General features: G+C 38.4%; 30 protein-coding genes and 4 pseudogenes. 21 read left to right on the top strand and 13 right to left on the bottom strand.

Annotated elements, in window-relative coordinates; genetic code table 11:
- Positions 1 to 24: 24 nt before the first annotated feature.
- The 7 genes from modA to ACERCG_RS05390 all read right to left on the bottom strand — a co-directional run bounded on the left by modA (position 25) and on the right by ACERCG_RS05390 (position 6,412).
- The gene (modA, locus tag ACERCG_RS05420) at positions 25 to 783 is read right to left on the bottom strand and encodes a molybdate ABC transporter substrate-binding protein (RefSeq protein WP_373611035.1); all 759 of its coding nucleotides are present in this window, start codon (positions 781 to 783) and stop codon (positions 25 to 27) included.
- Positions 784 to 900: 117 nt separating this feature from the next.
- Positions 901 to 1,662, bottom strand: a complete 762-nt coding sequence (locus ACERCG_RS05415; RefSeq protein WP_373611034.1) for an ABC transporter permease — start codon at positions 1,660 to 1,662, stop codon at positions 901 to 903.
- A 1-nt stretch (position 1,663) separates the two neighbouring features.
- Complete coding sequence (locus ACERCG_RS05410; RefSeq protein ID WP_373611033.1) at positions 1,664 to 2,572, bottom strand: ABC transporter ATP-binding protein; 909 nt, start codon at positions 2,570 to 2,572, stop codon at positions 1,664 to 1,666.
- A 4-nt stretch (positions 2,573 to 2,576) separates the two neighbouring features.
- Complete coding sequence (gene dnaX, locus ACERCG_RS05405) at positions 2,577 to 4,616, bottom strand: DNA polymerase III subunit gamma/tau (protein ID WP_373611032.1); 2,040 nt, start codon at positions 4,614 to 4,616, stop codon at positions 2,577 to 2,579.
- Between the two features lie 85 nt (positions 4,617 to 4,701).
- Entirely contained in the window at positions 4,702 to 5,241 is a 540-nt protein-coding gene (apt, locus tag ACERCG_RS05400) for an adenine phosphoribosyltransferase (RefSeq protein WP_373611031.1), read from the bottom strand.
- A 126-nt stretch (positions 5,242 to 5,367) separates the two neighbouring features.
- The gene (locus tag ACERCG_RS05395; protein WP_373611030.1) at positions 5,368 to 5,718 is read right to left on the bottom strand and encodes a TusE/DsrC/DsvC family sulfur relay protein; all 351 of its coding nucleotides are present in this window, start codon (positions 5,716 to 5,718) and stop codon (positions 5,368 to 5,370) included.
- 28 nt (positions 5,719 to 5,746) lie between these two features.
- The gene (locus ACERCG_RS05390) at positions 5,747 to 6,412 is read right to left on the bottom strand and encodes a Bax inhibitor-1 family protein (protein ID WP_373611029.1); all 666 of its coding nucleotides are present in this window, start codon (positions 6,410 to 6,412) and stop codon (positions 5,747 to 5,749) included.
- A 196-nt stretch (positions 6,413 to 6,608) separates the two neighbouring features.
- Here ACERCG_RS05390 and pgsA point away from each other — a divergent pair, with 196 nt between their 5' ends.
- From pgsA to ACERCG_RS05345, 9 genes and pseudogenes are all read left to right on the top strand, one after another.
- Positions 6,609 to 7,157 (top strand): CDP-diacylglycerol--glycerol-3-phosphate 3-phosphatidyltransferase, encoded by a 549-nt coding sequence (pgsA, locus tag ACERCG_RS05385; RefSeq protein WP_373611028.1) that lies wholly within the window; start codon positions 6,609 to 6,611, stop codon positions 7,155 to 7,157.
- A 74-nt stretch (positions 7,158 to 7,231) separates the two neighbouring features.
- A complete protein-coding gene (gene uvrC, locus ACERCG_RS05380) occupies positions 7,232 to 9,067 on the top strand; it encodes an excinuclease ABC subunit UvrC (RefSeq protein WP_373611027.1) in 1,836 nt (611 codons plus the stop codon).
- A gap of 172 nt (positions 9,068 to 9,239) precedes the next feature.
- Positions 9,240 to 10,550, top strand: a complete 1,311-nt coding sequence (locus tag ACERCG_RS05375) for a nucleobase:cation symporter-2 family protein (protein ID WP_373611026.1) — start codon at positions 9,240 to 9,242, stop codon at positions 10,548 to 10,550.
- 135 nt (positions 10,551 to 10,685) lie between these two features.
- On the top strand, positions 10,686 to 11,015 hold the full coding sequence (trxA, locus tag ACERCG_RS05370; RefSeq protein WP_025247495.1) for a thioredoxin: 330 nt from the start codon (positions 10,686 to 10,688) through the stop codon (positions 11,013 to 11,015).
- Between the two features lie 209 nt (positions 11,016 to 11,224).
- Positions 11,225 to 12,469 (top strand): FtsH protease activity modulator HflK, encoded by a 1,245-nt coding sequence (gene hflK, locus ACERCG_RS05365; protein WP_373611025.1) that lies wholly within the window; start codon positions 11,225 to 11,227, stop codon positions 12,467 to 12,469.
- 2 nt (positions 12,470 to 12,471) lie between these two features.
- Positions 12,472 to 13,359, top strand: coding sequence for a protease modulator HflC (gene hflC, locus ACERCG_RS05360; RefSeq protein WP_373611024.1), 888 nt, complete (start codon positions 12,472 to 12,474; stop codon positions 13,357 to 13,359).
- A 184-nt stretch (positions 13,360 to 13,543) separates the two neighbouring features.
- Complete coding sequence (purA, locus tag ACERCG_RS05355; protein ID WP_373611023.1) at positions 13,544 to 14,842, top strand: adenylosuccinate synthase; 1,299 nt, start codon at positions 13,544 to 13,546, stop codon at positions 14,840 to 14,842.
- A gap of 121 nt (positions 14,843 to 14,963) precedes the next feature.
- Positions 14,964 to 16,049 (top strand): annotated as a pseudogene (locus ACERCG_RS05350) (IS3 family transposase).
- Positions 16,050 to 16,152: 103 nt separating this feature from the next.
- Positions 16,153 to 16,770, top strand: a pseudogene (locus ACERCG_RS05345) (helix-turn-helix domain-containing protein); the annotation flags it as partial.
- A 64-nt stretch (positions 16,771 to 16,834) separates the two neighbouring features.
- Here the strand turns inward: ACERCG_RS05345 and ACERCG_RS05340 are convergent.
- From ACERCG_RS05340 to ACERCG_RS05330, 3 genes are all read right to left on the bottom strand, one after another.
- Positions 16,835 to 17,125, bottom strand: coding sequence for an addiction module antidote protein (locus ACERCG_RS05340; RefSeq protein WP_373611022.1), 291 nt, complete (start codon positions 17,123 to 17,125; stop codon positions 16,835 to 16,837).
- Between the two features lies 1 nt (position 17,126).
- Positions 17,127 to 17,423 carry a type II toxin-antitoxin system RelE/ParE family toxin gene (locus ACERCG_RS05335; protein WP_373611021.1) on the bottom strand — a complete coding sequence of 99 codons (297 nt, stop codon included), beginning with the start codon at positions 17,421 to 17,423 and terminating at the stop codon, positions 17,127 to 17,129.
- A gap of 411 nt (positions 17,424 to 17,834) precedes the next feature.
- Complete coding sequence (locus tag ACERCG_RS05330) at positions 17,835 to 17,954, bottom strand: Cro/CI family transcriptional regulator (RefSeq protein ID WP_373611020.1); 120 nt, start codon at positions 17,952 to 17,954, stop codon at positions 17,835 to 17,837.
- Between the two features lie 124 nt (positions 17,955 to 18,078).
- Between ACERCG_RS05330 and ACERCG_RS05325 the strand changes: the two genes are divergently transcribed.
- The 4 genes from ACERCG_RS05325 to ACERCG_RS05310 are packed head-to-tail and all read left to right on the top strand — an operon-like array spanning position 18,079 to position 20,478.
- Positions 18,079 to 18,735: a LexA family protein gene (locus ACERCG_RS05325; RefSeq protein ID WP_373611019.1), complete on the top strand. Its 657-nt coding sequence runs from the start codon at positions 18,079 to 18,081 to the stop codon at positions 18,733 to 18,735.
- Between the two features lie 4 nt (positions 18,736 to 18,739).
- A complete protein-coding gene (locus tag ACERCG_RS05320) occupies positions 18,740 to 19,666 on the top strand; it encodes a hypothetical protein (protein WP_373611018.1) in 927 nt (308 codons plus the stop codon).
- Entirely contained in the window at positions 19,667 to 19,996 is a 330-nt protein-coding gene (locus ACERCG_RS05315; protein ID WP_373611017.1) for an STAS-like domain-containing protein, read from the top strand.
- A gap of 2 nt (positions 19,997 to 19,998) precedes the next feature.
- On the top strand, positions 19,999 to 20,478 hold the full coding sequence (locus tag ACERCG_RS05310) for a hypothetical protein (RefSeq protein WP_373611016.1): 480 nt from the start codon (positions 19,999 to 20,001) through the stop codon (positions 20,476 to 20,478).
- 25 nt (positions 20,479 to 20,503) lie between these two features.
- Here the strand turns inward: ACERCG_RS05310 and ACERCG_RS05305 are convergent, their stop codons facing one another.
- Positions 20,504 to 21,100: a hypothetical protein gene (locus ACERCG_RS05305; protein WP_373611015.1), complete on the bottom strand. Its 597-nt coding sequence runs from the start codon at positions 21,098 to 21,100 to the stop codon at positions 20,504 to 20,506.
- A 584-nt stretch (positions 21,101 to 21,684) separates the two neighbouring features.
- On the opposite strand from ACERCG_RS05305, the gene ACERCG_RS05300 reads away from it, so the two are divergent.
- Complete coding sequence (locus tag ACERCG_RS05300) at positions 21,685 to 21,915, top strand: hypothetical protein (protein WP_373611014.1); 231 nt, start codon at positions 21,685 to 21,687, stop codon at positions 21,913 to 21,915.
- On the opposite strand, the gene ACERCG_RS05295 is transcribed toward ACERCG_RS05300, so the two are convergent.
- Entirely contained in the window at positions 21,884 to 22,105 is a 222-nt protein-coding gene (locus ACERCG_RS05295) for a hypothetical protein (protein ID WP_318007587.1), read from the bottom strand. The genes ACERCG_RS05300 and ACERCG_RS05295 overlap by 32 nt on opposite strands.
- A 212-nt stretch (positions 22,106 to 22,317) precedes the next feature.
- On the opposite strand from ACERCG_RS05295, the gene ACERCG_RS05290 reads away from it, so the two are divergent.
- The 3 genes from ACERCG_RS05290 (at position 22,318) to ACERCG_RS05280 (ending at position 23,194) form a co-directional block, all read left to right on the top strand.
- Positions 22,318 to 22,503, top strand: a complete 186-nt coding sequence (locus ACERCG_RS05290; protein ID WP_373611013.1) for a hypothetical protein — start codon at positions 22,318 to 22,320, stop codon at positions 22,501 to 22,503.
- Complete coding sequence (locus tag ACERCG_RS05285; protein ID WP_373611012.1) at positions 22,487 to 22,684, top strand: hypothetical protein; 198 nt, start codon at positions 22,487 to 22,489, stop codon at positions 22,682 to 22,684. The genes ACERCG_RS05290 and ACERCG_RS05285 overlap by 17 nt, the downstream gene beginning before the upstream one ends.
- Positions 22,685 to 22,771: 87 nt before the next feature.
- Positions 22,772 to 23,194, top strand: coding sequence for a DUF6378 domain-containing protein (locus ACERCG_RS05280; RefSeq protein ID WP_373611011.1), 423 nt, complete (start codon positions 22,772 to 22,774; stop codon positions 23,192 to 23,194).
- 250 nt (positions 23,195 to 23,444) lie between these two features.
- Here ACERCG_RS05280 and ACERCG_RS05275 read toward each other — a convergent pair whose 3' ends face one another.
- Positions 23,445 to 24,074, bottom strand: a complete 630-nt coding sequence (locus tag ACERCG_RS05275; RefSeq protein ID WP_373611010.1) for a hypothetical protein — start codon at positions 24,072 to 24,074, stop codon at positions 23,445 to 23,447.
- A gap of 202 nt (positions 24,075 to 24,276) precedes the next feature.
- Here ACERCG_RS05275 and ACERCG_RS05270 point away from each other — a divergent pair, with 202 nt between their 5' ends.
- The 4 genes and pseudogenes from ACERCG_RS05270 to ACERCG_RS05255 all read left to right on the top strand — a co-directional run.
- The gene (locus ACERCG_RS05270; protein WP_373611009.1) at positions 24,277 to 24,774 is read left to right on the top strand and encodes a hypothetical protein; all 498 of its coding nucleotides are present in this window, start codon (positions 24,277 to 24,279) and stop codon (positions 24,772 to 24,774) included.
- Positions 24,775 to 25,037: 263 nt separating this feature from the next.
- Complete coding sequence (locus ACERCG_RS05265; RefSeq protein ID WP_373611008.1) at positions 25,038 to 25,712, top strand: P22AR C-terminal domain-containing protein; 675 nt, start codon at positions 25,038 to 25,040, stop codon at positions 25,710 to 25,712.
- 235 nt (positions 25,713 to 25,947) lie between these two features.
- A pseudogene (locus ACERCG_RS05260) lies at positions 25,948 to 26,127 on the top strand (DNA cytosine methyltransferase); the annotation flags it as partial.
- A 39-nt stretch (positions 26,128 to 26,166) separates the two neighbouring features.
- Positions 26,167 to 26,248 (top strand): annotated as a pseudogene (locus ACERCG_RS05255) (IS1595 family transposase); the annotation flags it as partial.

Below are 26,248 nucleotides of genomic sequence, written 5' to 3'. Positions count from 1 at the left end.
CTCCCACAAGGGGAGAGAGTAAATTTAATTTATAGGATAAAACCCAGCAGCCTCAAATCTAGCTTTTGCTTCTGGTGTGTGTAGAAAATCTAAAAATTTGGCAGCAGATGGTTTTCCACTTACCACGGCAGCAGGGTAAACAATTTCATCGTAACTTTCAGCAGGGAATTTCGCAATCACTTTGACTTTATCAGATACTTTTGCATCTGTTGCATACACAATGCCTAGTGGCGATTCTCCCCGCTCAACAAAAGAAAGAGCATCTCGCACATTTTTAGCTCGGGCTAATTTAGGCTCAACTATTTCCCACAGGTTATAGTAGGTTAAGGCTTTTTGGGCGTATCTTCCAGCGGGAACGTGAGCAGGATCGCCAACAGATAAATAACTATTTGCTAATTCTTTGGCAAAATCGACCGCTTGTATGTTCTCTGCTTGGAGTTGGCTCTCGTTCGGAGCAATTAAAACCAACTCATTTTTAACTAGATTAGTTCGTTGCTTGATTTTATCAGGCTGTTTTTCTGCAAGGTAGTCTAGCCATTGTTGGTCGGCAGAAATAAACAGATCTGCTGGAGCATCTTGCTCAATTTGTTTTGCTAACGCAGAGGAAGACGCAAATGAAAATGTAATTTTATCTTCAGGGTATTTTTGTTCAAAATCTTGCCCAATTTCTTGCAGAATATTATTCATTGAGGCAGCGGCGAAGATGGTAAGATCTTCTGCATAAGCCACATTAATACCAAAAGTGAATAGACTTACAATCGATAATTCTTTTAACGCTTTCATAATGTTATTCTCAGAGGTAGCAAAAAAGCAATTCAATTTGGACTCGTAGGGACAGGTCCTATGCCTGTCCGAAAACAATATTAATTTACGGGCGGGCACAGGACCCGCCCCTACAAGCTACGAACGCAACCCAATCCCACGTTGAATTAACGAATAAGTGACAATATATAGCCCGATACATAACGAAATCAACACACCAAAGGTGTAAACGAGCGGTACATCGCTAATGCCAAGAAAACCATATCTCAATCCGTTAATCATATATACGATAGGGTTAAATTTTGACACCGTTTGCCAAAATTCAGGGAGTAACGAAATAGAATAAAACACCCCACCTAAATAAGTGAGCGGTGTAAGTACAAAAGTCGGTATTAATCCTACATCATCAAATGATTTTGCAAAAACGGCATTAATTAGTCCACCTAACGCAAAGGCGACAATGGTTAAAAATAGCGTTAAAGCAATGATCGCAACAGAGTGAATATCAAAGCTCACAAAAACCATTGCAACCAACATTACTAAGAGAGCCGCTAAGCCAGCCCGTAAAATACTGCCTAACACATAGCCCCAAATAATGTTATGGGTGGAAAGGGGAGAAATCAGTAACTCTTCAAAATCACGGGTAAATTTGCTGAGAAAGAAAGACGATGCGGTATTCACATAAGAGGCAGTAATTGCCGTCATCATAATCAAACCAGGAGCAATAAATTCCATATAGCCCACGCCATTCATTTCGCCGATGCGTCCGCCAATTAATTTGCCGAAAATCAAGAAATAGAGAGTGGTAGTAATCACAGGTGGCACAAGGGTTTGTCGCCAAATTCTTAGAATACGACGACACTCTTTGCACGCTAAAGTATAAAATCCGATAAAATTCATTTTATTGAGCCATATTAATAAAGAGTTCTTCCAAGCGGTTGGATTTATTTCGCATACTTAATACTTCTGCCCCTTGAGCCGCAATTTGTGAAAAGAGATTGGTTAGCCCTTGTTGGCGTTTCACATTCACTTCAAGGGTGTTTTCATCGATCCATTTATGCGGATAATCTTGGATAACAAGCGGTTGATTTTGAACAGAATTTTGCAAATCTAACACAAATACCTCACTTTCTAATTTCGCCAGTAAGGCTTTCATTGAGGTGTTTTCAATTAACTTGCCATTTTGAATAATGCCGATATGGCGGCATAGCATTTCGGCTTCTTCTAAATAGTGCGTAGTCAGAATAATGGTTGTGCCTTGATTGTTCAGATCTCGCAAGAAATCCCACAATGAGCGGCGAAGTTCAATATCTACCCCTGCGGTAGGTTCATCTAAAATCAGCAGTTTCGGATTGTGCATTAAGGCTCTGGCGATCATCACACGGCGTTTCATTCCGCCTGAAAGTTCACGGGTAAGATGAGTACGTTTTTCCCACAAATCGAGGAGTTTTAGCCACTTTTCGGCACGGATAAGGGCTTCTTTGCGTGGAATACCGTAAAAACCGGCTTGTTGCACCAGCACATCAATCACTTTTTCAAACTGATTGAAGTTAAACTCTTGTGGCACTAGACCGATTTGGTGTTTTAATTCTACTTTTTGTGTATCTAAATCGTAGCCAAATACTTTCACTCTACCGCTTGTTTTATTCACAAGGGAACTAATAATACCAATGGTGGTGGATTTCCCTGCACCATTATGCCCGAGTAGGGCGTAAAAATCCCCTTGTTCCACCACAAGGTTGATTCCTTTTACCGCTTTTACGCCGGTCGGATAGGTTTTTACAAGGTCAATTAATTCTAATGCTTTCATCTATTTACTCACTCTGTGCAACGGCTCGAATGGTGGATTCATCAATTTGTGCATCGAACGCGTTGCGAAGTAACATTAATTTTTCATCATTCAGCAAAGCCGATTTTGCCGCTTCGGTCAATTGTTTGAAAATTGCTCGGCGAATTTCGAGCGGCGTTTGTTTATCTGGATTGTCGCCAATGGATAAATCATGGCTATAGCCTTTTTCAGCCAATGCAATTTCTAAATTTTTACGGGATTCCACATTATCTAAATGTGCCATATTGGGCTTTAATACCAATAAAAGATGGTTGTCAGCGTGTTTATCTAAGTAGCTATTTAAGGCAATTTGGCGTGAAAAACCACCTAAATTAAGTGAATTAGCAATCTCACACCATCTATCTTGTTGGCAAGATAGATTAATGGTTTTTTTCACTAATTCAGGGGTGCGTTCCTGCAAAATAGCTTGTTTGATATCGGACGGTTTGGCACTGTCTGCTTGATTTTCTAATTCAGGATTGAGCCACGTCCAACGGTAATCTTCGTCATCTACACTTTTAGGTGTTTTTTCTGCTTTTGAAGTGGATTGTTGCGTTGTGTGCTGCTGATTTTCTGCAAATTGGATAAACCGCTCTTGTAATGAAGCGGTCGAATTTTCCGATTTTTTTGCAATAAATTGAGGAGTTTTTAACTCAGGCTTTTTTTTTTCGGTTTGAGCTAAATCAGCTTGCTGTTGCTGTAATTTTTTACGAGCCTCCAGAGCCGCCATTGCAGGAGAAAGGGTAGTTGTACTTTCTTCTTTAGGCGTTACAGGAGCTGTAGCTGGTGCTTGTGTCGTTTGTGAAGCTACTGCCGATTTTTGCTGATTTCTCTCAAAAGTCTCTCTTAGCTGAGAAATCTGATTTTGTGGCTTCTGCTGAATATTAGCAACAGCGTTGTGAGTTTGCGGAGCAGCTACAGTTGGCATTACGACAGTTGCTATTCTTTCCGCCTGTTTTGGGTGGAAAGCTAAAGCTCGCAGAATTGCCATTTCTACGCCAGCACGTTGCTCAGGGGCAAAAGGCAGCTCTTTTTTGCTGTTCAGGATAAGTTGATAGAAAAACTGCACATCTTCAGGCGGCATTTGTTTTGCCAGAAAATGGATAAGTGTTTCTTCAGTATTGGTCGTTTTGATTAATTGCAACATCGCAATTTTGTGCAATGTTTCGGCAATATCACTTAGTAGTTGCTGCCAATCCACTCCTTTAGAGGCTATTTGCTCAATCATCGCCATCGCTTTTTCGCCATCAGCTTGGGCGATTGCTTGTACTAACTCAAGTGGTTGATTGTCATCAATCAACCCAAGCATTTGGCTTACTACGTCTAGCGTAATATTCGCATTACTCATTGCGATAGCTTGATCGGTTAAGCTAAGCGAATCACGAATACTGCCGTGTGCCGCTTTCGCTAGTTTTTCGATAGCAATGGTTTCGTAGGGAATGCTTTCTGCGTTAAGAATAAACTCTAAATGTTTCGCAATTTGCGATTGTTCTAATGCACGCAAATGAAATTGCATACAGCGAGAAAGAATGGTGATCGGCAGTTTTTGCGGATCGGTTGTCGCTAACAGGAATTTAACGTATTCAGGCGGTTCTTCAAGGGTTTTAAGTAACGCATTGAAACTGTGGCGAGAGAGCATATGCACTTCGTCAATCAGATAAACCTTAAAACGTCCAACTGTGGGTTTGTATTGTACGTTATCAAGTAGTTCTCTAGTGTCTTCTACTTTGGTGCGAGAAGCTGCATCGATCTCAATCAGATCGATAAAATGTCCTTCTTCAATAGCCTTACAGTTAGCACATTCGCCACAAGGCTCGGCGGTAATGCCATTTTCACAGTTTAGCCCTTTGGCAAAAAGGCGAGCAATGGAGGTTTTACCCACACCACGAGTGCCTGAAAACAGATAGGCGTGATGAAGCCTATCTTCTCTTAAACTATTTTCAAGAGCAGATAAAACGTGCTGCTGACCAACCACTTCTGAAAAGCGTTGAGGTCTCCATTTACGGGCTAGAACCTGATAACTCATATTTGTTTTTTATCCATTTTGTAGAGGCTAATTGCAATTAGCCTCTACTGGTTGCAAAAAATTGAGAAAATACAACCGCTTGTAATTAGTGACCTTCAAAACTCACTAAGCTGAAGGATTTTATTCCTTCTTGTTCTAAACGCTCTTTACCACCTAAATCAGGAAGCCAGATCACGAATGCGGCGTGTTCTACTTTGCCTCCTAAACGGCGGATTAATTTAGCTGTTGCGTCAATCGTGCCACCTGTTGCTAATAAGTCATCGATCATTAACACATTGTCGTCAGAATTGATTGCATCTTTGTGAATTTCTAGTGTATCTTCGCCGTATTCAAGTGTGTAAGATTGTGAAATGACTTCACGCGGTAATTTTTTAGGTTTACGAACCAGTACAAAAGGCACGCCAAGTGCTAAGGCAACAGGAGCGCCGAAAATAAAACCACGAGATTCTGTGCCGACAATTTTAGTAATGCCTTTGTTTTTAAATTCAGCCACAATGGCATCAACAGAAGCTTGGAATGCTTCAGGCACTTCTAAAAGAGAAGTAATATCACGGAAAATAATGCCTGCTTTAGGGTAATCAGGAATGGATTTGATAGAAGATTTGATTAAATCTAATTGGTTCATTATTTGACCTATATGTAATTTAAAAATAACTGGAAAACTCTATAGAAAAATGAGGGAAATTTCAAGGAGAAATTACGAGATGGCAAAACAAAAGCAAGTAGGTCGGGCATTTATGCCCGACATTTTTTATAAACATTTCGCAGGTTTTGGTAATCCTGCAATTTTTGTGGCTTGTTTTGCTGGGCCATCAGGGAATAAACGTTGCAAATAACGACTATTGCCTTTTTCTTCGCCAAATTTTTGTGCCATTGCTTTTACTAGCATTCTAATCGCTGGAGAGGTTTTATATTCTTGGTAAAAATCACGCACTAGATAGATGATCTCCCAATGTTCAGCGGTTAAAGTGATTTGCTCTTTTTCAGCGATTTTTTCAGCGAGTTGTTCAGACCAGTCAGCTAAATTTTTTAAGTAGCCTGAGTCGTCAGTTGGGTAGTGGATATTATTTAGTTCAATAGACATAAAATAAAAATGCCACATAAAGTGGCATTCCTCTTAGATTTTAATATTAATCATCAGTGCCTAATACACCGAAGATTTGTAAGAAACTTACAAATAGGTTGTAGATAGAAACATATAAATCAACAGTGGCACGAATATAATTCGTTTCGCCACCGTGAATAATATTGCTGGTTGCAAGTAAAATTGCACCGCTTGAGAAGATAACAAATAAGCTACTTAACGCTAATGCTAAAGCTGGGATTGATAAGAAAATGTTTGCAATAATACCAACTAATAATACAACGAAAAGAGCCATCATCATTCCGCTTAAAAAGCTCATATCTTTTTTAGTTGTTAAAACATAAGCTGAACAAGCGAAGAAAACTAATGCTGTTGCACCGAATGCAAGGGCAACAATATCGCCTAAACCAGCACCGATGTAGCGGTTTAAAATAGGACCTAAGGTATAACCTAAGAAGCCTGTTAAAGCAAATACGCTTAAGATACCCGCACTGCTATTTGAAGTGGCATTGGTTAAGAAAAGTAAGCCATAAAATCCGATTAATAATCCCCACCAAGGCATTGCCGGTGCGTTCATTTGCATTGCAACAAAAGCAACAACGGCTGAGAAAGTCAGTGTCATTGCCAATAACATATAGGTATTGCGTAGCACTTTGTGGATGCTAATAAGTGATTCATTTGTTGAGTAGCTATGAGCTAAACGATTTTCCATAAAAATTCCTTCTGTTTTTGTTTTTAAATCGGAAAAACCGACGGATTGATATGTATGGATAAATTTCCATAAATCAAGTCTTAAATTAGCGGTAATTTATTGTAAAGTCAATGCGATTTTGTAACAGAGGAGTAAAAAAAATAATTTAGTTATGTTACACTTAACACAATTCTACTGCTTGTTCCTTTAGTTTGTTATGAAGCTTAATTTCCCAACTTATTTGACCTTATTTCGTGTCGGAATGATTCCACTTTTTATTGTGGCATTTTATCTGCCGACGAAATATGCCCCTGAAATTGCTACCTTGATCTTTTTTATTGCTTCTATTACTGATGCATTTGATGGCTATTTAGCTCGAAAATGGAATCAAACTACGAGACTCGGTGCATTTTTAGACCCTGTTGCCGATAAAGTCCTGGTTGCAGTTGCTTTTGTCTGTGTAGCGGAGCATTACCATACTTGGTGGGTGACGATTCCAATCTGCATTATGATTGCTAGAGAGATTATTATTTCTGCATTACGTGAATGGATGGCTGAGCTTGGTGAGAGAGCAAGCGTTGCCGTTTCCATTTGGGGGAAAGTCAAAACAACCGCTCAAATGCTAGCTTTAGGCGGAATGATTTGGCGACAAAGTGAAACAATAGAAATTTTAGCCTTTATTTTACTTTATATTGCGGCAGGCTTAACTATTTGGTCGATGTTGCAATATTTGAATGCTTCAAAAGGTAGTTTGTTGAAGTCGTAAGCGGTCTATTTTTATTATTTTTTTGCAATTGGGAACTAGTTTGCAATTGCATATTCTGAATTTCATCACACATAATGTCCGAATTTGATTCAAAATCTTTCCTTGCTGATGTACCTCATCAACCTGGTGTTTATCGTATGTACGATGACAAAGGGAAGATTATCTATGTTGGCAAAGCGAAAGATTTAAAGAAGCGTTTATCAAGCTATTTCCGTGCAAATTTGCCCAATCGTAAAACCGAAGCATTGGTGTCGAATATTGCTCATATTGAGACAACACTTACCCATTCTGAAACAGAAGCCCTGCTATTAGAACACAACTATATTAAAGAAAACCAACCTAAATATAATGTGCTTCTGCGTGATGATAAAGCCTATCCTTATATTTTACTCACTAAACATCAACACCCTCGTGTTGGTAGCTTTCGAGGCAGTAAGAAAATCAATGGCGAATATTTTGGACCTTATCCTAATGCTACCGCAGTGAGGGAAACACTCTACTTACTGCAAAAGATTTTCCCTGTCCGTCAATGTGAAGACAGCTATTATAAAAACCGCTCTCGCCCTTGTTTGCAATATCAAATAGGACGTTGTCTCGCTCCTTGTGTGGAGGGTTATTGCACGCAAGAAGAATATGATAATCAAGTCAAATTAGTCCGACTGTTTTTACAAGGTAAAGATCACCAAGTGGTTGAATATTTGATTGGTAAGATGGAAAGTGCGGCTGAAAATCTGGAATTTGAAACAGCGGCACGTTATCGAGATCAAATCCAACTCGTGCGGGAAGTAATGGAAAAACAGTCGATCTCAACTGATCGCTGGGACGATCTGGACTTTATTTCGATTGCTTACCAATATGGCATTGCCTGCGTGCATATTTTGTTTGTGCGTCAAGGCAAGGTATTGGGCAATCGAAGCTATTTTCCAAAAGTACCGAATCATACCGATCTTGCCGAACTTAGCGATACCTTTATCGGGCAGTTTTACTTGCAGATGAATCAACATCGTACCATTCCAAATCAGATTATTATCGATCAAACAGTGAGTGAAAAAGAAGCCTTAGAAACAGTACTCTCTGAACAAGCAGTGCATAAAGTGACTATTTTAAATAAAGTGCGAGGGGAAAAGAGCCGCTACCTCGCTCTCGCCCAAACCAATGCAATTGCAGCTCTGAATGTTCAATTAAAACAAGACGAACGTATTCACACTCGCTACGAGGCTTTACAAGCGGTGTTAAATCTCGAAAAAATTGCAAGAATGGAGTGTTTTGACATCAGCCACACAATGGGTAATCAAACAGTCGCTTCTTGTGTAGTGTTCGATGAAAACGGCATTTTGAAATCGGATTACCGCCGTTTTAATATTGAAGGTATTACGCCTGGTGATGATTATGCCGCAATGGAGCAGGCTCTTCTGAAGCGTTATGACCGACCACTTCCAGCGGAAAAAATTCCAGATATTATTTTTATTGACGGAGGCAAAGGACAGCTCAACCGAGCGTTAGACACTTTTGCTAGGCTGAAGGTGGAGTGGGATACATCTAAACCGCTCCTAATTGGTGTTGCAAAAGGGGTGGAACGAAAAGCAGGGCTAGAAACCTTGATTATTAGCAAATGGGATAAAGAGATAAATTTACCGCCCGATAGCCCTGCTCTACATTTAATTCAGCATATTCGAGACGAAGCACATAATTACGCTATCAATGCACACCGAAAAAAACGCCAAAAAGCCTTTACTGAAAGTGGCTTAGAAAGCATAGAAGGTGTTGGGGCCAAACGCCGTCAAGCCTTATTGAAATATTTAGGCGGAATGCAAGGTGTGAAAAACGCCACAGTCGAAGAAATTCAAAGCGTACCGGGCATCTCTAAAGCCTTAGCGGAAGTGATTTTTGATACTTTGAGAAATAGTTAAACTTACAAACGGTCATTTTTTAGAAATTTTTTACTAAAAACGGTCACTTGTAATCACTATTCAAACTGAAATAAAAAATAAGCAAACGCTTGCGTAATCGTTTGCTTATTTATTTTTAAATCCGTATAATTCGCCCCAATTTTTATTTCTTAGATCTTAGTTTAGGGTATTTATGCAAAAAATTCTTTATCCTGTTGATTCCAAACCGCCATTTGGTTTAACGCTACTTCTTGCCGCTCAACATTTGCTGGCAGCGTTAGGCGGTATTATTGCGGTACCACTTGTGATTGGTAATGTACTCAATTTACCTGCAACGGATATTATCGTGTTGGTTAATGCAGCGTTACTGGTTTCGGGCATTGTAACTATTATTCAATGTCAGGGCATTGGACCTATCGGCTTACGTTTACCAAGTGTGATGGGAACGAGCTTCACCTTCGTAGCTGCAGCACTTGCTATCGGTTTTAGTGAACACGGTGTAGCAGGCATTATGGGAGCATCATTAGTGGGTTCATTGGTGATGATAATTGGTAGCTTTTTTATGCCTTATGTGCGTAAACTTTTCCCACCTGTGGTAACTGGCGTTGTGGTAATGATGATCGGGTTGAGCTTAATTCCTGTAGCGGTGGACTGGTTTGCAGGCGGTCAAAGAGGTGATGCTCATTATGCTGATCCTGCTAATCTTGCAATGGCAACTTTCGTATTAGTATTGGTTGTGATTTTAGTGCAATGGGGTAAAGGGATTTTCTCTGCCGCAGCGATTGTGATTGGTATGATGGTAGGCTATTTGGTAGCGTTAGCATTAGGTTGGATCAACTTTGAGAATGTAAAATCAGCCGATGTGATAGCTATTCCACAGCCATTGCATTTTGGTCTTGCTTTCCCGATTTCAGGTATTATTGGAATGAGTATCGCTTATTTAGTAACCATTGTCGAATCAAGCGGTAACTTTTTAGCGTTAGGAAATGCGACACAAACCGAAATTACAGGTAAACATTTACGTGGCGGCGTGTTATGTGATGGATTAGGCTCCGCATTTGCAGCAATTATGTCCACTACGCCATTTTCATCATTCGCCCAAAATATCGGAGTGATTTCTTTAACAGGAGTGGCTAGTCGCTATGTTGTAACTGTGATGGGCTGCTTATTGGTATTAGCTGGTATCTTCCCGTGGTTTGGAGCCTTGATTGTGTCTATTCCAACTCCAGTTTTAGGTGGTGCGGGCTTGATGATGTTTGCAATGATTATTGCTGCAGGTATTCAAATGTTAGATAAGGTAGAACGTTCAAAACGTAATGGTCTCATTATTGCGATTTCAATCGGTTGTGGGTTAGCGGTGACTACACGCCCTGAATTATTGGATAAACTTCCTTCTTTTGTAAAAGAAGTATTTAGTTCAGGTATTACCGTAGGTTCATTATTTGCATTAATTTTGAATTTAATTCTACCAAAAGATGAAAATAAAACATCAGAAAACGAATAGTGATTGATGTAATCGGTAAATCTTACTTGAAATTTTCTGGATTAGTCACTATCTTATTAAAAGTTGGACGTCTTAACTCGTAATCAGAGTTAGAGCGTTTCTTTTTATTTTAGTTAGATATTTAAGGACAAATTTATGAGTAATGTTATTCACACAACAGACGCAACATTTGAACAAGATGTTTTAAAATCAGATGTACCTGTATTATTAGATTTCTGGGCGCCGTGGTGTGGTCCTTGCCGTATGATCGGGCCTGTACTTGATGAGTTATCAGTTGATCCGCAATTTGAAGGAAAAGTAAAAATTGCCAAAATGAATGTAGATGAAAATCCGAATGTAGCTGCACAATTTGGCGTGCGTAGCATTCCTTTTTTACTTTTATTCAAAAATGGCGAGGTTGTTGCTCAACAAGTTGGCGCTCTTCCACACGCACAAATGGCTGAATTTATTAAACAAGCGTTATAATTAAATGAAAGCAAAAATAGGGCGAATTTATCGCCCTATTTTTTTGTGATTCAAATATTGCCTGTAAAGGGTAAAACTGCAAGAAAATAACAAAAAAAGACCGCTTGTTTTATCAGATAAGCCTAGTCAAATGAGAACTAAATAGGTACAATCTTTAACTTGCGTTTTAAATTTTAAAGTGCGATTCGATTTTATTTTTGGAGATATTTATGTCGTGGAATGAATCAGGTAATCAGCAAGACCCTTGGGGGAAGCCGGGGCAGAGAAGAGCTGAACCAAAGCCTGAACAGCAAGAACAAGATCAAGAGCAAGGTCCTGCTCAAGGTTCACAACAAGGACCAACTAATAATCAACGAAATGAACAACAACCGCCTGATTTAGAAGAAGTTTTCAGCAGCCTATTGAAAAAAATAGGTGGTGGCAAGTCTCCTAATAATGGCTCTCGTAACCCAAACGGTGCTGGCTTTGGCAAACTTCTGCCTGTTATTTTAGGGCTTGCCGCTGTGGTGTGGGCAGGTTCAGGATTTTATACGGTACAAGAGGCAGAACGAGGTGTTGTTACCCGTTTAGGTAAACTTGATAATATCGTGATGCCGGGTTTAAACTGGAAACCAACATTTATTGATGCTGTAACGCGAGTAAATGTAGAGCGAGTTTCTGAGTTAAATACAAACGGCTCAATGCTTACTCAAGACGAAAATATGGTTCAAGTTGAAATGACGGTTCAGTATCGTGTGGAAGATCCTGCTAAATATCTATTTAGTGTGAGCAACCCTGATGAAAGTTTAAAACAAGCGACAGATAGTGCGTTACGTTATGTAATCGGTCATATGACAATGGACGAAATTCTAACCACAGGTCGAGCAACGGTGCGTGAAAGAACGTGGGCTACCTTGCGTGAAATCATTAAAACCTATGATATGGGCTTGCTGGTAACAGATGTAAACTTCCAATACGCTCGTCCGCCTGAAGATGTAAAAGCTGCCTTTGATGATGCAATTAAAGCACAAGAAGATGAACAACGTTTAATCCGTGAAGCGGAAGCCTATGCAAGAGGGGAAGAGCCAATTGCACGTGGTCAAGCTCAACGTACGATTGAACAAGCGGAAGCCTATAAAGAGGCAGTTGTGTTAAATGCAAAAGGGGAAGTGGAGCGTTTAAGCCAATTATTACCACAATACAAGGCTTCGCCAGAGCTTACTCGTGAGCGTTTATATATCCAAACGATGGAAAAAGTGATGAAAAATACACCTAAAGTCGTAATGGATTCATCAGGTAATAACCTCAATGTATTGCCTTTTGATAAATTAATGAATAACCCATCAGCAACTAAGGTAGAGCAACCTGCTGTTCCAGCACAAATTGTAACACCGCAAATTGTTCAACCTAAAACACAGGTTCAACCACAACAGGTAGAACAGCCGGCAGAACAAACTCGTAAAGGGAGATTTTAATAATGCGTAAATTATTATTACCTGTACTGGCTGTGGTGGCATTTATTGTTCTACAAGCAGTAACTATTGTAAATGAAGGTGAACGTGGCATTATGTTACGTTTTAACAAAGTTCATCGTGATAGCGATCAAAAAGTCGTGGTTTACCAACCGGGTATTCACTTCAAAATGCCATTTATTGATAGTTTGAAAGTGCTAGATGCCCGAATTCAAACCTTAGATGGGCAAGAAGATCGCTTTGTAACGGTAGAGAAAAAAGACCTCTTGGTCGATTCCTATGTAAAATGGCGAATCAGTGATTTTGGTCAATTCTATACCTCAACAGGTAGCGACTATCAAAAAGCAGCTGATCTTTTACGCCGTAAAGTTAGTGACCGTCTGCGTTCTGAAATTGGTTCTCGTACCATTAAAGACATTGTATCTGGTTCTCGTGGCGAGTTAATGGCTGGAGCTCAAAAAGCATTAAATGCTGGTGAAGATGGTACAGAGCGTTTAGGTATAGAAGTGGTTGATGTGCGTGTAAAACAGATCAACTTACCGAATGAAGTTTCATCTTCAATTTACCAACGTATGCGTGCAGAGCGTGATGCGGTTGCTCGTGAACATCGCTCACAAGGTAACGAGAAAGCAGAAATTATTCGTGCTGAAGTAGATAAAAAAGTAACTTTAATTTTGGCAAATGCGAATAAAACAGCTCAAACATTACGAGGCGAGGGTGATGCACAAGCGGCAAAACTTTATTCAGAAGCATTTAGTAATGAGCCAGAATTTTATAGCTTTATTCGAAGCCTAAAAGCGTATGAAGACAGCTTTGCGGAAGGGCAAAATAATATGATGTTATTGAAGCCAAATAGTGAGTTTTTACGCTTTATGCAAGCTCCTACAAAATAGTTGTATCTATAAAACCCGATCTTGTATCGGGTTTTGATTTTTTTACCTATTTCAATGATTACAAGCGGTTGGTTTTTATAAAAATTTTGCAATATGGGGGCGAATTGCAATTCGCTCCTACAAATTGACCGCTTGCAATATTATAATAGGTTAATGTATTCATTCTGATTAAGGGGATTTTTCTATGGGTAAAAGTGTTGCGATTCTCGGGGCTCAGTGGGGCGATGAGGGTAAAGGCAAAATTGTTGATTTATTAACAGATCGTGTGAAGTATGTAGTGCGTTATCAAGGTGGTCATAATGCAGGTCATACATTAATCATTAATGGTGAGAAAACCGTTCTTCGCCTTATTCCATCAGGTATTTTGCGTGATAATGTAACTTGCTTAATCGGTAATGGTGTAGTGCTTTCGCCAGAAGCCTTAATGAAAGAAATGGGCGAATTAGAAGAGCGTGGTATTAATGTGCGTGAGCGTTTAAAAATCTCTGAGGCTTGCCCATTAATTTTACCTTACCACGTTGCGATGGATCACGCTCGTGAAGCAGCACTGGGTAAAAATAAAATTGGCACGACTGGTCGTGGAATCGGCCCTGCTTATGAAGATAAAGTAGCTCGTCGTGGTTTGCGTGTAAGTGATTTGTTCGACAAAGAACATTTTGCGGCTAAACTAAAAGATATTTTAGATTACTACAACTTCCAATTAGTAAATTATTACAAAGTAGAAGCGGTAGATTATCAAAAAACCTTAGATGATGTATTCGCTGTTGCTGATGTCATCAAAGGAATGGTAGCAGATGTAACCACGTTATTACACGAAGCTCGTGAAAATGGCGATAACATCTTATTTGAAGGTGCACAAGGCACGATGTTAGATATCGATCACGGTACTTATCCATTCGTGACTAGCTCAAATACCACTGCAGGTGGAGTTGCAACAGGTTCTGGCTACGGCCCTCGTAACCTAGACTATGTATTAGGTATTATCAAAGCGTATTGTACTCGTGTAGGTAGTGGTCCATTCACCACAGAATTATTTGATGAAGTAGGTGCTGAAATTGCTCGCAAGGGTAACGAGTTTGGGGCTGTAACAGGTCGCCCACGTCGTTGTGGTTGGTTTGATGCCGTAGCAGTTCGCCGTGCAGTACAAATCAACTCAATCTCTGGTTTCTGTATGACCAAACTAGACGTTTTAGATGGGTTTAAAGAGCTAAAAATCTGTACAGCATACAAAATGCCAGACGGCAGAGTAGTCGAATATGCACCACTTGCCGCAAAAGACTGGGAAGGTGTGGAACCAATTTATGAAACAATGCCGGGTTGGTCTGAAAACACCTTCCGTGTAGCCAAACGTGAAGAGTTACCACAAGCCGCATTAGACTATATCAAACGTATTGAAGAGTTAGTTGGTGTACCAGTAGATATTCTCTCAACCGGCCCAGATCGTATAGAAACAATGATTTTACGCGATCCGTTTGCAGCATAATTTAAGATAAATAAAAGCCATTTAGTGAATTGATCTGCACCCCAAAGTTGGACTAAAAACTAACTGATTAAGGTGCAGATTTTTTATGACTAAATACAACCAATCTTTCAAACAATAAGCGATAGAATTTTATTTTCAAAATAGGAAAAATAGGTCACTTACTCGTCAGCATTTTCAGCTTACGGCTAAAACATTACAACGCTGGGTTCAGCAATATAATCATAATAGTATCAATAGGTTAGCTGTTTTAGATAAAAAGCAAATCTACTTGCCCCTAACTTAAATTATCTGTTGTACAAGCGGTTAAAAATGGGCAATTTTCTGCAGAATATGCTTGCCTTTATTTTGGGATTGCTAATTCGGGGATTATTAGCCAATGGTTGCAAGCCTTTGATAAACAAGGTGTAAACGGCTTATTACCTAAACCAAAACGGAGTCTGTCAATGAAACCGAAATACCCAAAATGCCCTCCCCTGAGCGCTTGCATTACCGTATTTTGGAGCTTGAAGCAGAGAATGCGATTTTAAAAAAGTTGCAGGAACTCAACCAAGCCAAAATGCAGAAAAAGCCAATGTCGTAAAGACATTACGAGAGCAATTTCCGCTTGAAATCCTGCTACGCCTTATCGGCTTAAAACGCAACACCTTCTTTTACTATCTTGCAGATTAAAGTGGATAAAAATGCTGCGATTGTGCATTGGTTACACCAAGATTTTAATGCTACAAAACCCGATGAGAAATGGGGCACAGACATTACTGAATTCAAATTTGCGGAAGGTAAACTTTATTTATCACCGATTAAGGATTTATTTAATGGCGAAATTATCGACTATGGCTTGGTAGAACACCCGAACTTTGAGTAGATTACTCGAATGATGAATCAAGCTATGGCAAGGCTTAACGGCACAAAACCGATATTACATTCCGACGAAGGTTGGCAGTATCAAATGAAGGCGTACCAAACGCTGTTGAAGCAGAATGGTATGACACAAAGTATGTCAAGAAAAGGAAATTGCTTGGATAACAGTGCGATGGAAAGTTTTTTCGGGCGGCTCAAAACGGAATGTTACTTTGGTAAGCGGTTTGAAACCTTTGCCGAACTTAAACAAACGATTCACGAGTACATTCATTACTACAATAATGAGTGTATTCAAGTGAAACTAAAAGGACTCAGCCCTGTGGAATACAGAACTCAGCCCTTGAATTAAGTGTAGAAGATCAGACTTGATCTGACAATTCACTCTAAAAAGTGAGAGTTTCCCGTTTAGAATATGAGTGTCAAAAATCAATCTAAACAAAAAGGAAACTCTCATGTTTTATTCTAACAACCCTCTCATTAAACACAAGACCGGTTTATTAAATTTAGCAGAAGAACTGGGTAATATTTCTCAAGCCTGCAAAGTAATGGGAATGAGCCGAGATACATTCTATCGTTATCAACAAGCGGTTGAGCAAGGTGGTGTTGATGCATTGCTGAATCAAAATAGACGCGTTCCCAACTTAAAAAATCGTGTTGATGAGGCAATAGAGCAAGCTGTTGTGAAGTTTGCTCTTGATAACCCGGTATTTGGGCAGGTAAGAGTGAGTAACGAACTCCGTAAACAAGGCATCTTTGTTTCAGCAGGAGGTGTACGTTCGATTTGGTTACGTCATCATCTTGCCAATTTTAAGCAAAGATTAATCGCCCTGGAAAAACTGGTTGCAGAACAAGGTATTATACTCAGTGAAGCACAGGTACAAGCCTTAGAGCGTAAGAAAGAAGATGAGATTGCCTGTGGTGAAATTGAAACGGCACACCCTGGCTATCTTGGCTCACAAGATACTTTCTATGTGGGCAACCTCAAAGGAGTGGGGCGTATTTATCAACAAACGTTTATTGATACTTACAGTAAAGTGGCGTTTGCAAAACTTTATCATTCAGCATATCCGCAGCACTGATAGCGGTCTTCATTGTATAAACCAAGAACAATAAAACCCTCCGAAGAGGGCTTTATTATGCGTGTGCAGATTGCTTTACTTCGAAAGTAAGATTAAGGGCTTTCATTACTTTAAGAACGGTTGAAAAAGTAGGATTTCCCTTACCCGAAAAGGCTTTATATAATCCCTCACGGCTTACCCCAACTTCTCTCGCCAACTGGCTCATATTACGGGCTTTCGCTATATCGCCTAAAGCAGAAAGAATTAAATCAACATCATCTTCTTTCAATACTTCATTTAAGTAGCACTGGATTTCCTCTTCACTTCTTAAATGTTCCGCCATATCAAAATCTTGTAATTCGACCATATTACACTCCTAATTCTTTTGCTAAGGCTTTTGCCTTTTTAATATCATTCTCTTGTGTCGATTTATCGCCACCACATAATAAAATAACAATAATGCCATTCTGATTTTTCAGATATACCCGATACCCTTTGCCCTCTGTAATGCGTAGTTCTGATATTCCCTCGCCAACAGCTTTTACATCGCCAAAGTTGCCCAGCTGCAAACGCTTAATACGAGTTTGAATTTTTGCCCTTGCTCGTAAATCTTTTAAATCATCAAGCCACTGTTTAAAAACTGTTGTTGATTTAATCTGAATCATCTCTCCTCCACTGCTCCCATTATAATACTTTCACATATAAATGTGAACTATAATTCACAATTTATAAATAAAACATAATTCATCTGCAAAATTCTTACTAAAAACGACCGCTTGCAGCCTTGATCTGCTTATTAATTGATCAATCAAACAACCTTTCTAAAATAATTTCTCTTTAAGATCAATTAATTAATAACAAAATGAAATTTATTTTTGCTGTTTTGATTTCATTTTGTGTTTAAATATTGATTTCAATTTGTGATAACAACCCCATCAAAACGAGCTACGGCTCAATGCTCTTTAACAATTTGGTGCTTGTGCGAACGATATTAACAACCTCGAGCAACTGTCAGCTAATAGTTGATAGTTCGGCAAGGTTGGTTAGACCCTAACAAGTAAACTTGTGCGACTTATTCAATAGAGGGAATAAGGCATAATCTCGCCCCATTGAGAAACAGCTGACACACTAATCCCTAAAGTTGCCGCCACTTTTTCTAGAGTTCCGAAATGTTCGAGTACATCATCTTTTTTCATATTTTCTTAATTCCTTTCTTAAATTTTATTTAAGATCTCTTAAATATATAATTAAAGGAAACTTAAGTCAATAAATGTTAAGATAACTTAACAGCAACTTTATTTTTACCTTTAAGGGGATACTATGAATACTCAGACCTTGGGCGATAGAATTAAAAGCCGTAGAAAAGAATTAAAATTGACACAGAAAGATCTTGCTACTGCGTTAAAAGGGGTCTCACACGTTGCAGTATCTCAATGGGAAAGTAGTACGACTAAGCCAAATTCAGAGAATATTTTGGATTTATCTACAGTATTGCAATGCGATATTAGTTGGCTCTTGCGTGGTAATGGAGAGTCTAATGTTCTACCTGCTAGCCTCGGTATGACTAAAGTCCCATTAATTAGCTATATTCAAGCCGGACAATGGACGGGAATTGACGATTTTCGTGAAACCTGTGGGGATTATGAATATATCCTTACTGATCTTGATGTGTCTGAAAATGCCTTTGCTTTAGAAATTAAAGGCGATTCAATGAACCCTGATTTTATTGAAGGTGATGTTGTTATTATTGACCCAACAGAACAACCTCACGCCGGTGAGTTTGTGGCAGCGATTAATGGTGATTATGAGGCTACTTTCAAAAAATACCGTCCGTTAGAAGACTTAGACGAACACGGAAGACAACATTTCGAGCTGATCGCCCTTAATCCTGATTACCATAAATTATCAACACTAAAACAAGAAATCCGAATTATCGGCACAATGTTAGAGCATCGTATTTATCGTAGAAAGAGATAATTTAATGACCTCCATTACTTTATATAGCCCAACTATTTTTACATTTTCAGAGACAGATAAAGTAGATAGAGAAAGGAGCATTGAATTTATCAATAGTTTGGAAACTCACTTTTTAAAGGGAGTAGATATAACTATAGATTTATCTAATACTATAGATGCTTATGCTGAAACAACCCTTGTTCTATTTGCTCAAATACATTCTATGCGTTGTCGCAATCGCACTAAGAAGAAGCAAAATCACATTCAGATTATTTACCCTACTCAGGATAGTAATCCAAATGGTTACGCTCTTTTTATCTCTACAGGATTACATAGTGCTTTAGAGGCTTCTAGTGAAGAAGATATTATAGCTCTTACAACCAGAAATAATTTCTACCAATCCGGAAATTCGGACCGTTTTGATGATATGGTATTAAGTAATTGGGAAATGATTCTTCGAGAAGAAATAAGTATTGAACAACAATTTTTGTTACATCAAGGTGTAAGTGAGGCTATCCTGAATGTAAAAAATCATGCTTATATTACTAAACAATCATTATGTAATAAGATTGGTAAAGGTCGGTGGTGGCAATGTAGTTGGTATCAACGTAGTAAAAGGACCTTTGTCTTTTTAGTTTATGATATGGGCTGTGGTATATTAGGAAGTTACTCTAAAGAGAATCTTACTGATACTGAGTGTTTGAGAGAGGCTATGACAGAAGGATATACCCGTTATAACAATAGAAAACGAGGGAAAGGTTCAGAAAATATTAAGCAAGTAATTAGCCAGAATGTTGAAACTGAAAGACTTACGGTCTATACTGATAACTTAATATATCTATTTCAATATAATGATGGAATTGCTTCCGATAGATGTGTAACAAGCCAAGTATTGGCTCCAATAAACGGGACTCTAGTTGTGTGGACCTTAACTCTTTTAGAGGATGAATGAATGTTGATTAAAATTGCTGATGATTTTTCAAGGACACCTTATGGGCGAACAGATGAAGATGGTCCATTTAATGGAAAGAGATTTCGTATTCAAAAATTAAAACCAGCTTTTGAGACAGAGGATGAAGTACATATTGATTTCAACGGTATTGCACCGCCTGGTTCGTCTTTTTTACATGAAGCTTTTGGCGGTTTGATTAGGTTTGAAAATATGACACTATCGGAAGTACTGAATAAACTACGTATCATTAGTAGCTTTCCATTTTATGAAATTCAAATTAAGAAATTTTTAGATGAAGAAGAGCAAGATAGATTACAAAGAAGGAGTTAGCAGTGACGGATACTATCGCCTTTATAGCTTTGGTTATTAGTGTTTATGGTCTATGGCTAAGTTACAAAATTGCTCAAATATTTGCTCTCCGCAATGAAGATAAAATGTTGGTTGATGAATTACTTGCAGTATTAAGAGATATGCAAGAACAAGCATCTCATTTTTTTTTAGATAACAGGCAAGAACGACCAAATTCTCATATATATGTTGCTAATATTTCATCAAAAATAAGTATTGCAAGTTTTATTATTCACACTTTAAAAAATGATAGATCAATTCTAAAATCCAATATTGATCTCCCTTTTTCGGATCTATATCTATACGGCACTTTAGATGTAGAACAGGTCAATAAGCAAAAGCCAGAGAATAACGCTGAACAATTTGCAAATATGGATCAAGCATATTTAAAATGTGTTGGGATTATCTATCGATCATTCCAAGCCAAGTATCAACGTATCGACAAGATTTACAACCTTATATAAAGCCACATTTGAGTGTGGCTTTTAATTAAAAATGTTTCCATTCTAGGTCTTGTGTATCAAAAGTAAATTGTCCTTTGCCATAATTGTAAAAGCTCGCCTCTACAATTAATTTTTTCGACTTTTTCAGCTTATCTACAAAAGTTTTCATTGCTTTTGCATTTTCGATGAAAAGCGTATCATTGCTGCCGCCATCCGCTCCAACCATTCGATAACTTTCCAATTTACCATCATCAAACTTCACCGTAATTTTACAACTATCAATCATACAGCCATTAAACTGTCCATGAATGCTGAAAATGACATCATTTCCATATTTAGGATCTTTGCGTAGCATTAAATTCAGTCCGGATGAATCATACGGAAAACCAAAATCTATTGTATTAGTCGATCTTATTCTCGCAAGATAAGTTGTAGCATTACGCAATTCATCTTTCTCTTGTTCATATTCCCACTTAGATTTTTCAACGGTAGCCTCATCTTTGCCGGCATCTTTTTTTATAAAGACACTATCGTAACATTCCAAGCGTTTTGAACTATCTTCAACCTTAGAACAACTTTCCCCAGTTTCATTGGCAAAAGAAAAAGCAGGTAAACAACATAAAGTTATCAGTAGTTTTTTCATACAACCTCCATAATCAATATCCCTATTCTCCCAAAAACTGATTTTCTAGTCTGTGAGCAATATCACAATCTCAATAATCAGATTTTTTTAGTTTAAAAAACAATCAGGTGAAAACTCGTAACCAATTGATTTTTTAAGAAGTCTTAAAATTTTTATTAAATAAACTTAAATTTATATTGGCTTAAAATTTAAGTTTTCTTAATAAGCTTCCATCAAACGAGCTACGGCTCAATGCTCTTTAAAAATTTAGTGCTTGTGCGGACGATATTAACAACCTCGAGCAGTTGTAAAGTAATGCTTTATCACTCGGCAAGGTTGGTTAGACCCTGACATACAAATTTGAACGACTTGCCAAAAAGAGGTGGCAAGGTTTAGGCAACACACTTGCAAAGTGTGGAGAGCTGAAAAGGCAACACTGGTATTAGTCCTAAGCAATCACGCTTATCTCAAGTTTGAGTAAGTACGGATACAAGCAGCACCTGACGGAATGGCGAAAGCCGGGCGGGCGACGGCGTGGGCAGACACGCATTTATTCCAAAGCCTATTATGAATGGGTTTTGGAATAATTTAAAAACGAGGTAATTATGAAAAACAAAAATTTTGAAATCGCCAAATTAGCCCTTTTGAATGAACAAATGGGGAGTATTAAAAATTTGGAAGTGAGTTTTAAAGAGGAAAGCCTGTCTGGTAGCGATAAAAATCGAATCAAACAGGCTATTTTAGAAAGTGTGGCAAGAAATACTGATTATCCACCAGACGAATTAGCGAAATTAACTTGTAAAGCTATCTGTCTGATTGACTCTTATAAGCATTAAATACCATAGGTAAATTTACTGTTTCATCCAATGCTTCAAATCTCTTTGAAAGAACTTCAACGAAATCAGCAATAGCTTCTGCTGAGTATCGGTTTAATTCATTAGCAGATGAATTATTTGATGAGCTAGGTGTACGAGCAATATCTCTTGCGAAAAGTAAAGCAAGGGTATCTGCACTTGATTTTTTCATAATGTTCTCCTTGATTAAATTTTGGTCGCAGAAAACATTTTACTCCTCGATGTGGCCGCACACAAGAGGACTTGAGCCTTACAAGTATAAAGAAAGGCACTTATTCCAAAGCATATTTCACCAAGTGTGTTTCGGAATACCCACAACTAGACGCAAGTTGCTCCATTTGCCCACCGTAAAACGTGGGCTTTTTTCACCCAAAGGACAATCCTATGAACAAAATGAAACAATTTGCCCCATTTGCCTTGCTAATTTTGCTATTAGGCATTGTCGGGCGAATGGATTATGACGACCACATAAAAATGCAACGTTACAAATGTGAACGAAATCAAGGTGTTTGGCAAGTGGAAAGCAACGGCAACCAATACTGCGGAGGGAAATATGGCACGAAAAATTGATGCCAGTGTTGAGATTGTTGGGGTAGATAAACGATTTATCGCCAAGTTTTTTTATGACGGCAAATTACAGCACACAACCTACCCACAATACAGCCGACAAAACGCCATTATGCTGATTAATCGCAAAATTGAGCGGTTCAACGTTGGTAGAGATAAACCCACCCCCAACCAATCCATATAACCACGTAATGACGGATTCAGAATCCCGAATGTCCAAGCAATTATTTGGATCACCAGAAAGGTAGGCGAACTATAAAGGAAAAATACAATGAAAACAACCCAACATATTTTAGATGAACGTGAACAACAACACGGCAACTACAACAGTTTCGCCAAGATTTATGGTGGTTTACGCAAAGTCAGCGACTCACACGCAGAAAAGCTTACTTGGCAACAGCAAATCGCCGTTGAGATGATGTTATTCAAAATTGCCCGAATTTTAAATAACGGAGCAAATCATCAAGACAATTATCAAGACATTGCCGGTTATGCAATGTTAGGTGGCGGACTTTATAACCCTAATGTGTCTACCGCAGTTAAAGCATTGCCGAAGCCTCTAACCGATAGTATTTACCCCGAATCACATCTTAATAAAAATTCTGTTTGGCGGCTGGATTTGGAGTTTGAGACCAAAGAGGAGGCTGTTGAGGTGTTGGAGTTTTTGACTGGTAAAAGAAGTGTAGAAAATTAAGAAGGAGTTACATTATGATTGAAGTGGGTATAGGTACATTAATATCTTGTTTCATTTTAATGTACCTATTTAGTCAATAATTATTTTTTTAAGACTTAATGATTTTTTCTAAAAAATCAGCAAAGAACGTGAAGTTTTGACTGCTATCTAGTGAAGAACTTTTATCAAATTGTCCAAAGTGAGTAGAAATAGTATTTAGTAGTTCTATATCTCCTCGTTTTAGAGCAAGGTTAAAAGCTAAAATACGATGTTAGATAGCAGTTAATTCGTTATGCCAATATTTAATTTCTTTTAAATTATCTTTATATAATCGCAAAAAGAAATAAGCAAAGGTTTCAATTAATAATACTAAGGATAACCTCGGTAGAAAATTAGAAATAAAGTCTAAAGTATCCTTAGGTGTAAAGCTGATATTATGGACTAAGTATAATAATGCCAATGCACCGGTTATGCTAAAAATAATACCAAGTACTAGATTAATAACTGACTTCTTTTCTTGTTGCTGAATAGCAGAATAAATACGAGACCTTGTTCCCTGAGTTTTAAATTCAGTGTATTCTTGCAATTTTTCTTCTTCTGTCATCTCTTTTTCCATATTATCAAGAATAGACTTCCCAGAAATAACAGTATGATCCCCTTTTATTTCATCAGGAGAAAGATAAGAAATGAGTAATAAAATTAAAGTTGAACCGCTAATAACACCTGCATAAATACTCAATAAGGATAACCAATTTTTTATTGAATTCTCAGGAATATCCATATTGGAAGAAATTATCACCAAGATAAAAACACAGACACAAAAAATACCTAGAAAGCCTTTTAGAGAGGTAATGATTTTATTGTGATTTGCTTTAAACCAAAGCCAAAAAGAATTAAACATAAGTAATACCTCTTATTAAGTAAAAGAACACGTTTCATAACGCCCTATTACTTGTGCTTGCAAAACAAGTATACCACGTTTGCGGTCGTGGTTAAATAAACCGCATTATTGACAACCGCCAAACTTCGGATTAAGATAACACTGATTCCAAGCCGTTCCTCAACGGCTTTTTTTGTACCTAAAATTCAAACAGGAGAACAAAATGACAACGCTTACCTATCAAGATTTATGTAAACAATATTCCCAATACACAAATAAACTTTCTCAACGCAGAGCACTACTACGGGAACAAATTCGCCAACTTCAAATTGCACTTGCCACCGATCTCGGTTTGCTCGAAAAGCTTTACCGCAAACAATTCAATCAAGAGCCGACAGAACCATATGTCAGATTACTTGATGAGAATAATGAACCTATCGAGTTTTTCCAACTTAAAGCTCAATTTAATGCGCAGGGTGAACCAAATATAACCTTCAAACTAGCCCTGGCTCTGGAAGAAAACGAAAACAGCTATCCTAAAACACTTACAAGTCTTGTCATTACTGCTTACTACATCAGCGATACATTGATTAATTTTGTTTTCCAAGATGTAACAGAAAATTTTGCATTTCCAACAAATTTGGAAGATGAACAGCCATTTGAACCGCTTATCCAAGCCTACAAAGAATTAGTGTTAAAAACATACGAATTGAAAAATTAATTGACATTCCAACCGCTCTTTCGATAAGATAACCGCACTACTAACTAATAGCGGTTATCCGCACCCGACAGCAAGCGGTTTTTTTGTACCTAAAATTTACAAAAATCCTAAATCTGCATATATGCAGATTTCAAAGATCGGGTCGAGAGAACCTAATACAACACCTTCACGGAAATAAGTTCCGCCGACTATTAGCGGTAGTTGAAGCCCGATCACCCTACTAAGGTTTTCGGATTATTTACTAAATCTAATAGGTACACAAAATGTCAAATCTACAAATCTTCTCAAATTCAATCCGCACTTTTGAAAATCTATATTCTTTAACGGATCTACATAAAGCTAGTGGCGGAGAGGCAAAACACAAACCCGTTTTATTCTTATCTAATCAGCAAACCAAAGATCTTATTGCAGAAATAGAACAGGAAAGCAAAGTAGGAATTTCTACTTTGGCTGTAAAAACGGTTCGAGGCGGTAAAAATCCAAGCACATACGCCTGCAAAGAAATCGTGATAGCTTACACAGCGTGGATCAGTCCACAGTTTCATTTAGTGGTATTGCGAGCGTTCCTTAACCAGTTGGAAAATTTACAAAAGAACACCGAAATTCGACCGCTTGCACCACCAAAACCAGTCGAGAAAATCTTCAACCACAACATCATCAACCACGAAGCAGTCGATTTAGCGTGGTTATGGTTCGAGGCTAATCATATGGCTGGTTTCATTAAAGAGATTACGCCAGCATTAGAAGCTCTAGGCAGTTCATACGCTCCAAAAGCTCATTCCATCGCTTACGAATACGGCAGACACTTACACGACATCGGTAAATTGGTTTATCGCTTAACCGCTGAAGCAGACTTCGGGCATAACCCCAGACCAATGCGTGAACTCGAAAGCCATTTTGCTAAACCGACAAAATCAGTGCGTATAGCTAAATTCTAATTGGTAAAACATTCACAAAACCCGACCGCTTGTAAAACATCAAGCGGCGGTTTCCTGCACCCAAAATTCAAGGATTAGCCGATGAAATACGCAAAAATCATACTCTTTTTAACCGCCTTTGCAGTTGCTGCCGACTACTTAGAGTTAGGCAATGATTGCGATGGCAAAATTTGTACAGCTCAACGCTAATTAACCCAACCGCTTGTTCCGCAAGCGGTTATTTTTTGGAGAAAAAATGCAATTCACCTACGGTTCAATTTGTAGCGGTATCGAAGCCGCAAGTGTAGCGTGGCACGGTTTAGGGAAGCCTTTGTGGTTCTCTGAAATTGAGCCATTCCCCTGTGCGGTATTAGCTCACCGTTTCCCCGATGTGCCAAATCTAGGCGATATGACCGCCCTACCTGAAAAAATCTTAGGGGCTGTAGTAGATTAGCATCACTGCTATACTACAAAAATGAAGATAACCCATTGTAAATTAAAGAAATCTTTGCAGAAAAAGCTTCTTGAATTTTTTGTTGCTGAAGTGACCGCTAGAA

Origin of the sequence: Mannheimia sp. E30BD (genome assembly GCF_041807785.1) — a bacterium.
Taxonomy (GTDB): Bacteria; Pseudomonadota; Gammaproteobacteria; order Enterobacterales; family Pasteurellaceae; genus Mannheimia.
The sequence above is the reverse complement of the archived record's forward strand: the minus strand, read 5'-3'. Positions and strand labels throughout refer to the sequence as shown.

Bases quoted from the DNA above. Each gene is read 5' to 3' on its own strand.
- modA (WP_373611035.1), bottom strand. From the start codon at position 783: ATGAAAGCGTTAAAAGAATTATCGATTGTAAGTCTATTCACTTTTGGT.
- ACERCG_RS05415 (WP_373611034.1), bottom strand. From the start codon at position 1,662: ATGAATTTTATCGGATTTTATACTTTAGCGTGCAAAGAGTGTCGTCGT.
- ACERCG_RS05410 (WP_373611033.1), bottom strand. From the start codon at position 2,572: ATGAAAGCATTAGAATTAATTGACCTTGTAAAAACCTATCCGACCGGC.
- dnaX (WP_373611032.1), bottom strand. From the start codon at position 4,616: ATGAGTTATCAGGTTCTAGCCCGTAAATGGAGACCTCAACGCTTTTCA.
- apt (WP_373611031.1), bottom strand. From the start codon at position 5,241: ATGAACCAATTAGATTTAATCAAATCTTCTATCAAATCCATTCCTGAT.
- ACERCG_RS05395 (WP_373611030.1), bottom strand. From the start codon at position 5,718: ATGTGGCATTTTTATTTTATGTCTATTGAACTAAATAATATCCACTAC.
- ACERCG_RS05390 (WP_373611029.1), bottom strand. From the start codon at position 6,412: ATGGAAAATCGTTTAGCTCATAGCTACTCAACAAATGAATCACTTATT.
- pgsA (WP_373611028.1), top strand. From the start codon at position 6,609: ATGAAGCTTAATTTCCCAACTTATTTGACCTTATTTCGTGTCGGAATG.
- uvrC (WP_373611027.1), top strand. From the start codon at position 7,232: ATGTCCGAATTTGATTCAAAATCTTTCCTTGCTGATGTACCTCATCAA.
- ACERCG_RS05375 (WP_373611026.1), top strand. From the start codon at position 9,240: ATGCAAAAAATTCTTTATCCTGTTGATTCCAAACCGCCATTTGGTTTA.
- trxA (WP_025247495.1), top strand. From the start codon at position 10,686: ATGAGTAATGTTATTCACACAACAGACGCAACATTTGAACAAGATGTT.
- hflK (WP_373611025.1), top strand. From the start codon at position 11,225: ATGTCGTGGAATGAATCAGGTAATCAGCAAGACCCTTGGGGGAAGCCG.
- hflC (WP_373611024.1), top strand. From the start codon at position 12,472: ATGCGTAAATTATTATTACCTGTACTGGCTGTGGTGGCATTTATTGTT.
- purA (WP_373611023.1), top strand. From the start codon at position 13,544: ATGGGTAAAAGTGTTGCGATTCTCGGGGCTCAGTGGGGCGATGAGGGT.
- ACERCG_RS05340 (WP_373611022.1), bottom strand. From the start codon at position 17,125: ATGGTCGAATTACAAGATTTTGATATGGCGGAACATTTAAGAAGTGAA.
- ACERCG_RS05335 (WP_373611021.1), bottom strand. From the start codon at position 17,423: ATGATTCAGATTAAATCAACAACAGTTTTTAAACAGTGGCTTGATGAT.
- ACERCG_RS05330 (WP_373611020.1), bottom strand. From the start codon at position 17,954: ATGAAAAAAGATGATGTACTCGAACATTTCGGAACTCTAGAAAAAGTG.
- ACERCG_RS05325 (WP_373611019.1), top strand. From the start codon at position 18,079: ATGAATACTCAGACCTTGGGCGATAGAATTAAAAGCCGTAGAAAAGAA.
- ACERCG_RS05320 (WP_373611018.1), top strand. From the start codon at position 18,740: ATGACCTCCATTACTTTATATAGCCCAACTATTTTTACATTTTCAGAG.
- ACERCG_RS05315 (WP_373611017.1), top strand. From the start codon at position 19,667: ATGTTGATTAAAATTGCTGATGATTTTTCAAGGACACCTTATGGGCGA.
- ACERCG_RS05305 (WP_373611015.1), bottom strand. From the start codon at position 21,100: ATGAAAAAACTACTGATAACTTTATGTTGTTTACCTGCTTTTTCTTTT.
- ACERCG_RS05300 (WP_373611014.1), top strand. From the start codon at position 21,685: ATGAAAAACAAAAATTTTGAAATCGCCAAATTAGCCCTTTTGAATGAA.
- ACERCG_RS05295 (WP_318007587.1), bottom strand. From the start codon at position 22,105: ATGAAAAAATCAAGTGCAGATACCCTTGCTTTACTTTTCGCAAGAGAT.
- ACERCG_RS05290 (WP_373611013.1), top strand. From the start codon at position 22,318: ATGAACAAAATGAAACAATTTGCCCCATTTGCCTTGCTAATTTTGCTA.
- ACERCG_RS05285 (WP_373611012.1), top strand. From the start codon at position 22,487: ATGGCACGAAAAATTGATGCCAGTGTTGAGATTGTTGGGGTAGATAAA.
- ACERCG_RS05280 (WP_373611011.1), top strand. From the start codon at position 22,772: ATGAAAACAACCCAACATATTTTAGATGAACGTGAACAACAACACGGC.
- ACERCG_RS05275 (WP_373611010.1), bottom strand. From the start codon at position 24,074: ATGTTTAATTCTTTTTGGCTTTGGTTTAAAGCAAATCACAATAAAATC.
- ACERCG_RS05270 (WP_373611009.1), top strand. From the start codon at position 24,277: ATGACAACGCTTACCTATCAAGATTTATGTAAACAATATTCCCAATAC.
- ACERCG_RS05265 (WP_373611008.1), top strand. From the start codon at position 25,038: ATGTCAAATCTACAAATCTTCTCAAATTCAATCCGCACTTTTGAAAAT.